Below are 14003 nucleotides of genomic sequence, written 5' to 3' on the forward strand. Positions count from 1 at the left end.
AACAAAAAATGATCAAACGCCTTGGCCGCCATCCATGGGTACTTGCAGGCGTGGGTTCCGCGCTCGCCGGATACCTGAAGCTGGTCTATCACACCAACCGTTTCAACGTTGATCCCGAAGGTATTCACGACGAGACGGAGAAAGAGTTGCCTGTCATCGTGGCGATGTGGCACGGGCAGCATTTTATGGTGCCGTTTGCAAAACCGAGGCACTGGCCAGCCAAGGTCATGATCTCCCGGTCGGCCGACGGGGAGGTGAACGCAATCGCCGCCAGAAAATTCGGTCTGGGATTGATCCGGGCCTCCGGTGGCCGGAATGCACGCCAGATCAAGAAGCGCGGTGGCATGCGCGGTTTTATTGAAGCGGTCAGAGCATTGAAGGACGGCTACAGCATTGCCATGACAGCTGACGTGCCGAAAGGGCCTTCTCGCAAGGCCGGCGAGGGAATTGTGCAACTTGCCAAGCATTCGGGCCGCCCAATCCTTCCTGTCGCCGTCGCAACGAGCCGTAGCATTGAGCTCAACAGTTGGGACAAGGCAAGTGTGAATCTGCCGTTCGGGCGTGGCAGCATCGCCGTTGGCGACTTGATCTGGGTTCCTTCTGACGCGGAAGAAGACGCGCTTGAAACCTATCGCCGGGAAGTGGAAGGCGAACTGAATGCCGTTACCAGGCGGGCCTATGAACTGGTCGGCAGGTCGGATGGTTGAGAAGCGCCCAGTTTTGCTCAGTCTCTATCGGGCCGCTGCGCAAGGCGTTTCACCTTTGTTTCATGTTCTTTTTGGGCTCAGGAGCCGCTCATCGAAGGAAATTCCCGCCCGAAAGGGAGAACGTTTCGGCAGGAGCGATTTGGCCCGTCCGGCAGGTAGTCTGATATGGATTCATGCCGCAAGCGTCGGTGAAACCATGTCGGTGCTGCCACTGATTGACGCGTTGACCGGAGATGGTCACGCGGTGTTGCTGACAACGGTGACTGTGACTGCCTCCGAATTAGCCGAAAAAAGACTGCCGGACGGTGCCTTTCACCAGTTCGTACCCTACGACGCGCCGGTTCCACTCAACCGGTTTCTTGAGCATTGGTCACCCGACCTTGCGATGGTTGTCGAATCCGAGATCTGGCCGTGCCTGTTTGACGAAATGCGTGGCCGCAATGTGCCATTTGTCTTGTTGAATGGCAGGCTTTCCGACGGGTCCTTGCGGAACTGGTCCCGTGTCCCGTACACATCCCGGTTCATTTTCAGGTGCCTGGACTTGGTGCTTGCTCAAAGTCCGGCGGATGCCGAAAGATTTGAAAAGCTTGGCTGCCACGACGTAAAGGTTCCGGGAAACCTGAAGTTCGATGCGCCCGAGCCGGCGGTCGATGACGAGGCGATCACGGTTCTGCAGGCGCAAATCGGTGAACGGAGGATCTGGGTAGCGGCACTGACCCATCCCGGCGAGGATGAAATCGTGTTCGATGCGTACAAAAGGCTACGGCAGGAATTTCCGGATCTGCTGCTTGTTCTGGTGCCAAGGCATCCGGCGCGTGCGCAGGACGTTATCGATCTGGCTGCAGCCCGCGATCTTTCGCTCGTGTCGCGCAGTTCTCAACAACCGGTCACACCGGAAACCGAGATCTTTCTTGGTGATACGCTTGGTGAGATGGGGTTGTACTACCGTTTGTCGCCTGTCACGTTCCTGGCTGGGTCTTTTGCCGATGTCGGCGGGCACAATCCGGTAGAGGCAGCGCTCAGCGGGTCCGCTCTGGTGACTGGGCCGAAAGTTGCAAATGCCCGCGCGGTCTACAAGGAATTCTGGAGCAATGGCGCTGCTGTCCGGGTGCAGGATCCGACGAAACTCGCCAATGAAGTCGGCGAGTTGTTCCGTAACCCCGAAAAGATCCACCGGCAAATTGAAACAGCGAGGGCGCTCGTCGAGGCAGGACGTGGTGCGCTCGACAAATCCTTGGCGTTGCTGCAACCCCTTTTGAATGGAGATCGCGCAAAGCGGCTCCAGGAGACGGCGGATGAACAAATCACCTGAATTCTGGTGGCAGCCGTCACTGTCTCCAGCCTCGACTCTTTTGGTGCCCTTCAGTTGGGCCTACGGATTTGTGTCCGGCAGGAGACTTTTCAAAAAACCCAAGGCCAGAAGCCGGTTGCCTGTAATCTGCATCGGCAACTTCGTTGTCGGCGGAACCGGAAAGACACCCTTTGCAATTGCGCTGGCCGGTTTACTGCGGGACGAGGGCTTTGCGCCCGGCTTTCTGCTGAGAGGATACGGTGGGCGGGAAAAAGGGCCACTGCTCGTGGACCCGGCAAGGCACCGCGCGGAAGCCGTTGGCGACGAAGCGTTGCTTCTGGCTGCACATGGACCGACGGTCATATCGTCGGATCGTCCGAAGGGTGCGCTCCTTGCGGAGACACAGCCGATTGATCTCATATTGATGGACGACGGATTCCAGAATCCGGCTTTGGCCAAGGATCTGAATCTTGTTCTCGTCGACTGTACGACGGGACTTGGAAACGGATATTGCCTGCCCGCGGGACCGTTGCGGGCACCCGCCGACAGGCAAATCATCAAGACCGACTGTCTCGTGCTGGTCGGTGAGGGCGAGGCGGCGGACGAGGTGGTTCACCTGGCAGGGCGCAAGGGTTTGCCGATACTGCACGCTCACCTGAAACCGCAATCGAATGACGCTCTGAAGGACACCGGACTGTTCGCTTTCGCAGGTATCGGACGCCCGCAAAAGTTCTTCAAGTCGCTGAAAGACCTTGGGTACAGCGTCAGGAAAACACGGGAGTTTGCCGATCACCACAAATATGAGGAAACAGAAGCACGAGCCTTGTTGACGGAAGCCGAAAACGACGAACTGCAATTGGTGACAACGCAGAAAGACATGGTGCGGCTTGCATCTTCGAAAGGTGAACTGTTCCGCTGGCTGGTCGCAAAGTCACAGGTGCTGGACGTGTCGATGAAAATCGATGACGCAGAACGTCTCAACGCGCTGATCCGCGAGAAACTGCGTGCAAAGTCCTTCGAAGGCTAGGACAAAGCGTTAGCGTGTTTCCAGATACCGCTTCATGGATGCCTTGGCATCGACGTAGGCTTCCTGGTGCTCGACCGACCAGTATTTCAGCTCATCCAGAGGGATCGCCGACCCTGTAACGGCGCAGCGCACGAATGTTCCCGGCGTTTCGACCTGATAGTCGCCATCCAGGTACCGGACGCGGGCTTCGCTTGGAATGCGCGGATTTTCGTATCGGTTCATTGTCGCCGGTTTGCCGTGTTGTTTCGCAGTTTCTCCCCGTCTTTTACGGTACTTTGCGCCTATCCGGCAAGCCGTGAACCAAATAAACAAACCGGTTATTTAGAATGCCGGAGTGGAACGACGATCGCTGCCGATTAGATAGCGGCAGCGCGACATGACCACAGCCCACTGCGGCAAATCCTGCTTCAGCCGAAACATTTCACCAATCCGGTCCTGGCGGCAGGTTTCAATATCCGACCAGCGTTTGGTATTCACGGACATGTCCTGACAGACAAGGAGGTCCGGCTGACAGGCGACCAGGTGCATGGCAACGAGGATCGACTTCATTTCGATGCTTTCCGGTCCGGAGCCGGCAAGCTTGATCTTGAGGCGAAGTCAACAGGGATGATGTTTCTGTCACTCGTCGTGTTTTCGGCGGGCGGACCTGAAACAGTTCCGGTTTTTGCCAATGCCTCCAGCAGCTTGGGGTGAAGTCCGTCGCCGCGTAGCGTGGCAATGTCATGAAACGCGGTCATGCTGCCGCCTGCGGTCACATTGATTGGTGTGGACATACCGGGCCCTGTTCCGCAAGCTCGTTGGCAGCGGGATTGGTTCGAGTTTTCGGGGAATTGGCTAGGCGGCGTGACGCGCCAGGCTGTGCCGCAGCTTCTCGCTCGGCGAATTTAAGCTGAGTTTTAAATTCAAGTTTAAATTTCCTCAAGCGAATTTTGCTGCTTTTCGTGTGAAAAACGGACGCAATGCACCTATGTTGTGGGAAACAGGATCACCGGTTTGCGTCTACACGCAGATTCGCGCCTCGAAACCCGGGCGAAGACAGGACACGACATGACCCTTTCAACGACAGATCTCATCGAAACCTCCGGCCTTGGACTGGACTCCGCCAAGCGGATTACGCAGGAGGCGTTGGCGGGGGCGGATGATGGCGAATTGTTTGTCGAATATCGTCAGACGGAAGGTCTGGTGTTCGACAACGGACGCTTGAAAGGGGCCAATTATGACACGGCTCAGGGCTTTGGCTTGCGGGCTGTTGCCGGCGAAGCAGCCGGCTATGCTCATGCAGGCGACATCTCCGAGGCCGCGCTGAAGCGTGCGGCGGATGCTGTCAGCGCGGTGACGAAGGGATATTCGGGCAGCTACGCAGCAGCACCCGCGCGCACAAATCAGTCTCTTTACACCGATGCCAATCCGCTGGGAGGACCGAGTTTCGAGGAAAAGGTGAAGCTGCTGCAGGAGATCGATGCCTATGCAAGGGCAAAAGACCCGCGGGTGCGCCAGGTGACGGCGTCACTTGCCGGCTCCTGGCAGGTCGTGGAAATCCTGCGTGCTGATGGACATCTCGTTCGCGATGTCCGTCCGATGGTGCGCCTTTCGATCTCCGTGGTTGCCGGCAATGACGAACGCCAGGAAAGCGGAATGTTTGGTTGCGGTGGCCGTGAGGGTTTCGAACGTTTTGTCACGGCAGAGAACTGGCAGGGCGGTGTTGACGAAGCCCTTCGTCAGGCACTCGTCAACCTTGAAGCCGTGCCTGCCCCGGCAGGGTCTTTTGATGTTGTGCTCGGTCCGGGCTGGCCGGGAATTCTGCTCCATGAAGCAGTCGGTCACGGCCTTGAGGGCGATTTCAACAGAAAGAAGACCTCGGCTTTCGCCGGACTGATGGGAGAGCGGGTCGCGTCGCCGGGCGTCACGATTGTCGACGATGGCACGATACCCGATCGACGAGGGTCCCTGAGTGTTGACGACGAGGGCACTCCGGCCGGTCGCACCGTCCTGATCGAGGACGGTATTCTTACAGGATATATGCAGGACCGTCAGAACGCCCGCCTGATGGGCATGGAGCCGACCGGCAACGGCCGTCGGCAATCCTTTGCACACATTCCGATGCCGCGTATGACCAACACCGTGATGATGTCCGGAGACAAGGATCCGGAAGAGATTCTTCAGTCGGTGAAGGATGGCATCTATGCTGTTTCCTTCGGTGGCGGCCAGGTTGACATCACTTCAGGAAAGTTCGTGTTTTCCTGCACGGAAGCTTACCGGGTTGAAAACGGCAAGGTCGGTGCTCCCGTTAAGGGGGCGATGCTGATCGGCAATGGCCCTGACGCCCTGACCCGCGTTGCCATGATCGGCAATGACATGAAGCTCGACCCCGGCATGGGAACTTGCGGCAAACAGGGGCAGGGTGTCCCGGTCGGTGTCGGGCAACCCTCCATGCGCATCAACGAGTTGACTGTCGGAGGGACGGCTGTCTGATCAGGAACACGGATTTTGAGATGCCTGATATCCGGTTCGTCATTTTCGATATGGATCAGGTGCTCTATGACTACGATCACCAGGTCAGGCTCCGTCTGCTGGAAGAGCTGACCGGTCGGCCCGCGACCGAGATTGACGCCGCCGTCTGGGGTGGACCGCATGAAGCGGCGGCCGAAGCCGGATCTCCTGATACTGCGGAAGGCTATCTGGCTCAATATGCCCGTCTGCTCGGGTATCCGATTGATTTCGATACCTGGGCGGATATACGCAGACAGATGATGCGCGCAAGACCTTTGGTTCTGGCGCATGTTCGCAGGCTCAAGGCGCGAGCCGATCTGGCGCTTCTGACGAACAACGGCATGATGCTCAAGGCCGCTTTGCCTGTCTGTGCACCGGAAACGATTGAATTATTTGGTGAAAAAGCACACGTTTCCGCCGAATTCAAAGCCCGGAAACCAGATCCGGTGGTCTATCGTCGCCTCTGTGCGAAATACGGATACGAGCCTGAAGAAAGCGCCTTTGTCGATGACAATGCGGCAAACGTGTCCGGTGCGGAGAAGGCTGGTCTGACAGGACATGTTTATACATCCGACGGCGCTCTTCTGGCATTCCTGCAGCGGCACGGACTGATCTGACACCAGATCAGATCGTCTTTCTGTCATCTGCCCGGTGCCGGATTTGGACAGTGCAAGATCGAAATGACCCAGGCGAGAAAAAGGACCGGCCAGTACAGGGGCATACTGGTAAAAGGATGATTTGGTTCCGTCTTCGAACAAGATTATTTCGTTCAAGAGCAGATAATTTTCTTCGAGAGTTTTTACCTGATCTGCCCGTGGATTAGAATTTCGCAACTTGTTTTGGCAGAATTGACCGTTTTTTGATCACTAATTCCTGTCTTGTTTTAGATTTGTCAAAGTTAATGCAGCTGATTTTTGTTAATATGGAATCAACTCCCTGGCTGTCATGCTGGGGCAAGGGAATTTTCAGCCGCACGGCAGAGGAGATAGGATGGCTGCGGAAGGCGCACCTCCGTTTTTTGCTGAATCGATTGTGTTCCTGGCAGCGACCTGCGTCGCCGTTCCGATTGCCAAGAGGTTGGGTCTCGGCTCGGTTGTGGGCTATCTGGCTGCCGGAGCAGCGATTGGTCCGCATGGCCTGCAGCTTCTGGGCTCGGGCGAGGACGTTCTGCATGTCGCGGAGCTCGGCGTCGTGCTTCTGCTGTTTGTGATCGGACTTGAACTCGACCCGCAAAAACTCTGGCGCATGAAAAGGGATATCTTCGGGTTGGGAACAGCCCAGGTCATCCTGACAGGCGCCAGCCTGTTTGCGGTCGCCCGATTTGTCGGCATGCCTTTTTCAACCGCACTTGTTGCCGGCTTCGGTCTCGCCCTGTCCTCAACGGCGTTTGCCCTGCAAATTCTGCAGGAGCGAGCTCAGCTTTCGTCGCCTTATGGACAGCGGGCTTTCGGAATTCTGCTGCTTCAGGACATTGCCATCGTGCCGCTCTTGGCGATGGTAGCGATCCTGGCACCAGGGGAAGGGCCTTCGACAACAGGGGAGATCCTGAACGAAATCCTGATCGTTCTCGGAGCCGTGGCGGCCGTTATCCTGACGGGCCGATATCTGATTTCACCCATATTCCTGTTTCTGGCGGCAAGCCGCGCCCGCGAAGTCATGTTGACAGCGGCACTTCTGGTCGCCCTCGGCAGTGCCGGGATCATGCATTCCGTCGGCCTGTCGATGGCTCTGGGGGCATTCCTGGCGGGTGTACTTCTGGCCGAATCCAGCTTCAGGCATACGCTCGAGGCTGATATCGAGCCGTTCCGGTCGCTGCTCATGGGTCTGTTTTTCGTCGCCGTCGGCATGTCGCTGGATGTGTCGCTGGTCATCAAGCACTGGATAGTGGTCGCCGCCGGCGTCACTGTGGTCATGGGGCTCAAGGGCGTCTTCCTGTGGGCACTGTCGCGCGGAACCGGCTCATCGAATTCGGATGCCATGCGAATTGCGGTGACGCTGCCGCAAGGCGGCGAGTTCGCCTTTGTTCTCTTCACTGCAGCCGTCAGCAACAGCCTGTTGACGTACCAGACGGCCAACTTGCTGAATGCTATCGTCATCCTGACAATGCTGCTGACACCGCTCGCCTGTCTGGGGCTCGACAGGCTTGCCGCAAGAGCCAAGGCCAAGGGCATTGAAAACCCGTCAATCGAAACCTTCGAGGAGGCGGCACCGACCGTTCTTGTCATCGGATTCGGTCGTTTCGGCATGGTTGTCGCGCAGATACTGACCTCTGAAGGCCTTGAAATCACGGCGATCGACAACCGGCCCGACCGCATCGATTACGCTCGAAAACAGGGCTATAAGGTCTACTATGGCGATGCGACCCGGGCCGACGTTCTGGCAGCCGCCGGGGCAGGCAACGCCGCGCTGGTTGCCATGTGCATCGAAAACGACAAGGTGATGGCAAAGGCGATCGACTTGATCCGCGACGGATTTCCCGAAGCGCTGATCTTCTGCCGTGCAACAGATCGCGCCCATGTTCTGGACCTCACCAGGCGGGGTGTGGATTTCCAGATTCGCGAGACATTCGAGTCTAGCGTCGTATTTGGCCGTGCGGCGCTTGAAGCGCTCGGTACACCGCTGGACCGGATCGACCAGATTGAAGAAGATGTGCGCGGCAGGGATGAGGAACGCCTCGCCGTCCAGCTTGAAAAGGGAATGTATGCCGGTGCGGACCGCCTGCACAAGGTGACGCCGCGCAAGGAAGTCGTGAAGGATCAGCAGGACGTGCCCGCCGCGTGAACCGACGTGTTACGCGTGTTGAATCTCCTGTTTCCACTGATTTCGGCTTCAGGCGCAGCGAAGCGAAGATCCGGGACCCGTCGGATCTGAAACTGCAATCATGCCGCTGGGTTGACCGCAGGGATCCTCGTCCGGGCTTCGTCGGGCCTCCACGGCACAAGCAGTCACTTGTGCGCTGACAAACGGATGGTTTTCCGGCTTAGGGCAGCGTGTCGAAACCTTCCGAAAATCCGTTCAGCGAAATCGGGATGCCGATACCTTCCTCGGGTGTCTGGAAGATGATGAAGGTTGCTTGCGCACCGGCCTTCAGTTTCGTCAGCAATTCATCTTCCAAAATGACTTCCGCGATACAGCCGTTCGGCAGGCAGCGCACGAACCCGGCTCGTCCGATGTCCGCATTGTCGACGCGCAATCCCAGACCGGAGGGCAACAGGACACCCAGCGGCGCAAGAACGCGCAGGATGCGCGCCTGTTTGTCGGCGGTTTTGAGTACAATCACGGAAAGGCCGACATTCTCGCGATCTGAAGCCGTGACATTTTGAATGAGGGCGCATTGCTCGCCGGAAGCACCAGGAGGTGTATCGCAGCGCATCTGCCAATCGCCATGGCTGGATCGGACCTCGCCTTGAGCCTGAGCGGGTGGATTTCCATGGACAAGCGTGCCTAGGAAAAGCCCGGCAATGGCGGCCAGTTTCAAAATAGAAAGCCCGGTTTTTCCCGAGCTGTGTGGTTGGAAGGACTGCTGCGTATGAGTTGACAAGAAATCCTCCGGTCAATCGTTGTCCGATTCTGCAAAAGCGTATCAACTGGTTTTCAGTCCGCTCAGCGAATCATGGTTTAATCCCGGCCAGACATTGCCGCACAATGGCCGTTGATTCCAGTCTGCCGGGGGGCCGAGCCGTCGATTAGCCCGAATTTTTGTCGAAAATCCGTGTGTCCTTGACGTGCGTCAATCTGGCAAGGCCATCCTGAGGATGTGAAAAGTTGGAAATTCCGTTGCGGCTCGGCGTTTCTTGTGGTTTTTGTGCGGCACAATGGTGTCGGCGGGGTGATGCGGCAGATCGCCGCTCTGGCCGATTGTAACCATCGCCCTTCATAGGGGTTTATGGTTATAGTCCGGCTATCTGATGATCCTGTCCGATGAACGGTTATGGCAGATTCAGGCTTGCGAACTCGCGCCAAGCCCGTTACTGCCCGACCGGATTGGTCCGGATCGTGGGTCCAGGATGTATGCAGGTGCCGCTTACAGGCGGCTGAGGGAAGGGAGCGTGGACGTGAAGGCAGTCTTCAAGCGTCTCATGACATTGGCCGGAGCGGCGGCAACATTTGCTGGAGTGTCCACCGCGGCCCTGGCAGCCGAATCCGGTATGACAAACTGGCAGCTGGGCTTTCAGGCCTCGGTGTCTGACATGATGGACGACATCACGTGGTTCAACGCGTTCACGCTGGTGATCATTACGGTGATCACGCTGTTCGTGCTGGCCCTGCTGGTCGTTTGCATGGTGAAGTTCAGCTCCAAGGCAAATCCGGTGCCCTCCCGCACCTCGCACAACACGATGATTGAAGTGGCCTGGACGGTCGTGCCGATCCTGATCCTTGTTGTTATCGCGATCCCGTCGTTCCGTCTGCTCTACAAGCAGCTCGATATCCCTGAATACGACATGACGATCAAGGCGATCGGATACCAGTGGTACTGGGGATACGAATACACCGACGAAGGCATGGGCGATCTTTATTTTGATTCCTACATGATCGCTGATGATGATCGTCAGGCTGTTGCCGAAGCACGTGGCGTGTCGCTGAACGAAGTGCCTCGCCTTCTGGCGGTCGACTATGATCTCGTTGTTCCTGTCGATACCACCGTTCGTCTTCAGGTCACGGCAGAAGATGTTATCCACGCCTTCGCAATGCCCTCGATGGGTCTCAAGATCGATGCGATCCCGGGTCGTTTGAACGAGACGTGGTTCCGCGCACGCGAGGAAGGTGTCTACTACGGTCAGTGCTCCGAGCTTTGCGGCGTCAATCACGCGTTCATGCCGATTGCTCTTCGTGTGGTGTCCAAGGAACAGTACAAGACCTGGGCAACAGCGGCGCAGGAAGACCTGGACACGGCCAATGAACAGCTGATGGCATCCATCAAAGATCAAAAGAAGCTTGCTGCCGGCAAGCTCGAAGACATCTCTGTCGCCGCGAAATAACGCGGCGGCTTTCATTTGACCGGCGACGCGCGATAGCACGCAGCGCTGCTGAAAGTACTTGAAGAGGGAGCCCCAAATGGCTGCGAGCGAAGCACATGCGGCACATGACCATCCATATGGATGGCGCCGGTGGGTCTATTCGACCAACCACAAGGACATCGGGTTGTTGTATCTCATGTTCGCGATCTTTGCCGGGATCGTGGGTGGCGCGCTCAGCGTCGGCATGCGGATGGAACTGATGGAACCGGGGATGCAGTATTTCAGCAACCCGCATATGTTCAACGTGTTCACGACCGCACACGGCCTGATCATGATCTTCTTCATGGTGATGCCGGCCATGATTGGCGGATACGCCAACTACTTCGTTCCGATCATGATCGGCGCGCCCGACATGGCGTTCCCGCGCATGAACAACATTTCCTTCTGGCTCTTGCCACCGGCTTTCCTTCTTCTCTTGCTGTCGCTATTTGTTGAAGGCCCTCCGGGTGGTAATGGCGTTGGTGGTGGCTGGACGATCTATCCGCCGCTTTCCACGTCCGGCCAGCCCGGACCTGCAATGGATCTTGCAATTCTGTCGCTTCATATTGCCGGCGCATCGTCCATTCTCGGTGCGATCAACTTCATCACGACGATCTTCAACATGCGTGCGCCGGGCATGACCTTGCACAAGATGCCGCTGTTCGCCTGGTCCGTCCTCATTACGGCGTTCCTTCTGCTGCTGTCCCTGCCGGTTCTCGCTGGCGCCATCACGATGCTGCTGACGGATCGAAACTTCGGCACCACGTTCTTTGATCCGGCCGGCGGCGGTGACCCGATCCTGTTCCAGCATCTGTTCTGGTTCTTCGGCCACCCGGAAGTGTACATCCTGATTCTCCCGGGCTTCGGCATCGTCAGCCACATCATTTCCACCTTCGCCCGCAAGCCGATTTTCGGTTACCTCGGCATGGCCTATGCAATGGTTGCCATCGGCGTGGTCGGCTTCATCGTGTGGGCGCACCACATGTACACGGTTGGCATGTCCTCCGAGACACAGGCCTACTTCGTCGCGGCCACGATGGTCATTGCGGTGCCGACGGGTGTGAAGATCTTCTCCTGGATCGCCACCATGTGGGGCGGTTCCATCGAGTTCAAGACGCCTATGGTCTGGGCGATCGGGTTCATCTTCCTGTTCACCGTAGGTGGCGTGACGGGCGTGCAACTTGCCAATGCCGGTCTCGACCGCGCATTCCACGACACCTACTACGTTGTGGCACACTTCCACTACGTGCTGTCGCTCGGTGCCGTGTTCGCGATCTTCGCAGCCTGGTACTACTGGTTCCCGAAGATGTTCGGCTACATGTACAATGAAACCATCGGCAAGGCCCATTTCTGGATCACCTTCATCGGTGTGAACCTGTTGTTCTTCCCGCAGCACTTTTTGGGCATGAACGGCATGCCGCGCAGATATGCCGACTATCCGGACGCTCTGGCCGGTTGGAACTACGTTTCCTCCATCGGATCGTATATTTCGGCTTTCGCCGTGCTGGTGTTCCTGTTCGGTATTGCCGAGGCTTTCTCCAAGAAGCGTGCGGTTGGCAACAATCCGTGGGGCGAGGGGGCGACGACCCTGGAGTGGACACTGTCTTCACCTCCACCGCACCACCAGTTCGAAACCCTGCCGCGGATCAAATAGGCCCGCGGACGGAGGCACGGCCTCCGGCCTGAAATCGGCACCGCACCGGCAACCGGCGCGGTGCCTCCTTTGACAAGCTGCCAATGCAGTACAACGGAATTTGAAGGACGCGCCCATGTCGCTCGTCGAGCGCCAGGATACGATCAGTCAGGACAGCGCCGTCTGGAACGGTGGAATGGGATCGGTGAGCGACTATGTGGCGCTGCTGAAACCGCGCGTCATGTCTCTCGTCATATTCACGGCCTTTGTTGGCCTGATGCTGGCTCCGGGGTCCGTGCATCCGGTACTGGGCGGCGTTGCGATCCTGTGTATCGCCATCGGTGCAGGTGCATCGGGTGCCCTGAACATGTGGTACGACGCCGACATCGACGAGATCATGTCGCGCACTCAAAAGCGTCCGATTCCCGCTGGAAAGATCACCGGAGAGGAGGCCTTTGCCTTCGGCATGACATTGGCGATCGGGTCCGTGGTCACGCTCGGGTTGCTGGTCAACTGGTTCGCAGGTGCGTTCCTGGCATTTACGATTTTCTTCTACGTCGTCATATACACGATGTGGCTGAAACGCTCCACGCCGCAGAATATTGTCATTGGCGGCGCAGCCGGCGCGTTTCCTCCAATGGTCGGCTGGGCGTCGGTAACCGGCTCGGTGAGCCTGGAGAGTTTTGTGCTCTTCCTCATCATCTTCATGTGGACGCCGCCGCATTTCTGGGCGCTGGCCCTGTTCAAGAGTGGCGACTATCGTGCTGCGGGCGTCCCGATGCTGCCGGTTGTTGCCGGTGAAACCAGCACACGTCATCATATTCTCGCCTATTCGCTGATCCTTGCACCCGTCGGCATGTCTCCGTATTTCCTGGGATTTGCGAGCCCTGTTTACGGGGCTGCTTCTGCGGTGCTGGGACTGGCCTTCCTTGCGCTTGCCGCCAACGTCTGGCGCAGGCGCGAAGGCGATGAAGCACGCAAGGCCTGCGTCAACCTGTTCAAGTTTTCCATCTTCTATCTGTTTCTTTTGTTTGCCCTGTTGCTGGGCGAAAGTCTGGTCGCAGGGGCGTAGGATGATGGCGGAAGAAGAACAGGGTATCAGGCTGACAACGGAACAGCAGAAGAAGCGGCGTTCTCGCTCGATTGCGATCGCGATTGTGTTGCTGGCGCTTGTGGTTCTCTTTTATGTGGTCACCATCGTCAAGCTGGGACCGAGTATCATGGATCGGGCTCTTTAGGGAAACGTACGTGGGAAACGAGCAGAACAACAATCAGGTCGCAAGCAGCAATCGCAGGGTCGCCCTTGCGTGCGTCAGCGTATTCGGACTGATGGTGGGTGCTTCCTATGCTGCCGTTCCCCTTTACGATCTCTTTTGCCGCGTGACCGGTTTTGGCGGAACTCCGCAAGTTGCGACCAGTGACAGCGACATTGTCATCAACCGGATGATCACCGTGCGCTTTGACGGGAATGTCAATCATTCCCTGCCCTGGAAATTCAAGCCGGCACAACGGTCGGTGACCCTCAAGATGGGTGAGAGCGCGCAACTTGCTTATCTGGCGACCAATACCGGTAGCGAGGAGACTGTTGGAACCTCGACCTTCAATGTGTGGCCTCCGTCAGCAGGCGCATATTTCAACAAGCTGGATTGCTTCTGTTTTACCGAGCAGAAACTTGCATCCGGTGAAACCGTCGAAATGCCGGTCGTCTTCTTCGTCGACCCGGAGATGGACAAGGATCCTGAGCTGGAACACGTGAAGGAAATCACTTTGTCCTATACTTTCTTCCCGGTAGAAGAACCGGAACAACCTGTTGCAGCACGGGCTGAGGCGCCTTCTGCTGAAACGAACTTGTGAGCGA

At 57.4% G+C, this 14003-nt stretch carries 15 protein-coding genes; 11 read left to right on the plus strand and 4 right to left on the minus strand.

Annotated elements, in window-relative coordinates; all coding sequences use genetic code 11:
• The first annotated feature begins 8 nt into the window (after positions 1-8).
• Genes ACO6TI_RS12390 through lpxK form a run of 3 tightly spaced genes read left to right on the plus strand, consistent with a single transcriptional unit; the run spans position 9 to position 3025 of the window.
• Entirely contained in the window at positions 9-707 is a 699-nt protein-coding gene (locus ACO6TI_RS12390) for a lysophospholipid acyltransferase family protein (protein WP_422385023.1), read from the plus strand.
• The gene (locus tag ACO6TI_RS12395) at positions 700-2019 is read left to right on the plus strand and encodes a 3-deoxy-D-manno-octulosonic acid transferase (RefSeq protein WP_422385024.1); all 1320 of its coding nucleotides are present in this window, start codon (positions 700-702) and stop codon (positions 2017-2019) included. Before ACO6TI_RS12390 ends, ACO6TI_RS12395 begins: the two co-directional genes overlap by 8 nt.
• Positions 2003-3025 (plus strand): tetraacyldisaccharide 4'-kinase, encoded by a 1023-nt coding sequence (gene lpxK, locus ACO6TI_RS12400; RefSeq protein WP_422385025.1) that lies wholly within the window; start codon positions 2003-2005, stop codon positions 3023-3025. The genes ACO6TI_RS12395 and lpxK overlap by 17 nt, the downstream gene beginning before the upstream one ends.
• Positions 3026-3034: 9 nt before the next feature.
• Here lpxK and ACO6TI_RS12405 read toward each other — a convergent pair whose 3' ends face one another.
• The 3 genes from ACO6TI_RS12405 to ACO6TI_RS12415 all read right to left on the minus strand — a co-directional run bounded on the left by ACO6TI_RS12405 (position 3035) and on the right by ACO6TI_RS12415 (position 3798).
• Complete coding sequence (locus ACO6TI_RS12405) at positions 3035-3247, minus strand: DUF2093 domain-containing protein (RefSeq protein ID WP_029063721.1); 213 nt, start codon at positions 3245-3247, stop codon at positions 3035-3037.
• Between the two features lie 99 nt (positions 3248-3346).
• Positions 3347-3574: a hypothetical protein gene (locus ACO6TI_RS12410; protein ID WP_196877580.1), complete on the minus strand. Its 228-nt coding sequence runs from the start codon at positions 3572-3574 to the stop codon at positions 3347-3349.
• The gene (locus tag ACO6TI_RS12415; protein WP_422385026.1) at positions 3571-3798 is read right to left on the minus strand and encodes a hypothetical protein; all 228 of its coding nucleotides are present in this window, start codon (positions 3796-3798) and stop codon (positions 3571-3573) included. The genes ACO6TI_RS12410 and ACO6TI_RS12415 overlap by 4 nt, the downstream gene beginning before the upstream one ends.
• Before the next feature lie 274 nt (positions 3799-4072).
• Here ACO6TI_RS12415 and tldD point away from each other — a divergent pair, with 274 nt between their 5' ends.
• The 3 genes from tldD (at position 4073) to ACO6TI_RS12430 (ending at position 8296) form a co-directional block, all read left to right on the plus strand.
• A complete protein-coding gene (gene tldD / locus ACO6TI_RS12420) occupies positions 4073-5497 on the plus strand; it encodes a metalloprotease TldD (protein ID WP_051645023.1) in 1425 nt (474 codons plus the stop codon).
• 20 nt (positions 5498-5517) lie between these two features.
• Positions 5518-6132 (plus strand): HAD family hydrolase, encoded by a 615-nt coding sequence (locus ACO6TI_RS12425; protein WP_422385027.1) that lies wholly within the window; start codon positions 5518-5520, stop codon positions 6130-6132.
• A 373-nt stretch (positions 6133-6505) separates the two neighbouring features.
• Positions 6506-8296 (plus strand): monovalent cation:proton antiporter-2 (CPA2) family protein, encoded by a 1791-nt coding sequence (locus ACO6TI_RS12430; protein ID WP_055111156.1) that lies wholly within the window; start codon positions 6506-6508, stop codon positions 8294-8296.
• 199 nt (positions 8297-8495) lie between these two features.
• Here ACO6TI_RS12430 and ACO6TI_RS12435 read toward each other — a convergent pair whose 3' ends face one another.
• Entirely contained in the window at positions 8496-8993 is a 498-nt protein-coding gene (locus ACO6TI_RS12435; RefSeq protein ID WP_055112574.1) for an invasion associated locus B family protein, read from the minus strand.
• A gap of 577 nt (positions 8994-9570) precedes the next feature.
• On the opposite strand from ACO6TI_RS12435, the gene coxB reads away from it, so the two are divergent.
• The 5 genes from coxB to ACO6TI_RS12460 all read left to right on the plus strand — a co-directional run bounded on the left by coxB (position 9571) and on the right by ACO6TI_RS12460 (position 13999).
• A complete protein-coding gene (coxB, locus tag ACO6TI_RS12440) occupies positions 9571-10494 on the plus strand; it encodes a cytochrome c oxidase subunit II (protein ID WP_408009889.1) in 924 nt (307 codons plus the stop codon).
• A 76-nt stretch (positions 10495-10570) separates the two neighbouring features.
• Complete coding sequence (ctaD, locus tag ACO6TI_RS12445) at positions 10571-12166, plus strand: cytochrome c oxidase subunit I (protein ID WP_029063729.1); 1596 nt, start codon at positions 10571-10573, stop codon at positions 12164-12166.
• 115 nt (positions 12167-12281) lie between these two features.
• The gene (locus ACO6TI_RS12450; RefSeq protein ID WP_108874661.1) at positions 12282-13217 is read left to right on the plus strand and encodes a heme o synthase; all 936 of its coding nucleotides are present in this window, start codon (positions 12282-12284) and stop codon (positions 13215-13217) included.
• 1 nt (position 13218) lies between these two features.
• On the plus strand, positions 13219-13383 hold the full coding sequence (locus ACO6TI_RS12455) for a hypothetical protein (RefSeq protein WP_158510319.1): 165 nt from the start codon (positions 13219-13221) through the stop codon (positions 13381-13383).
• 10 nt (positions 13384-13393) lie between these two features.
• Positions 13394-13999: a cytochrome c oxidase assembly protein gene (locus ACO6TI_RS12460; protein ID WP_055111160.1), complete on the plus strand. Its 606-nt coding sequence runs from the start codon at positions 13394-13396 to the stop codon at positions 13997-13999.
• Positions 14000-14003: the final 4 nt, after the last annotated feature.

This window comes from Roseibium album (assembly GCF_965233825.1).
Lineage (GTDB): Bacteria > Pseudomonadota > Alphaproteobacteria > Rhizobiales > Stappiaceae > Roseibium > Roseibium album.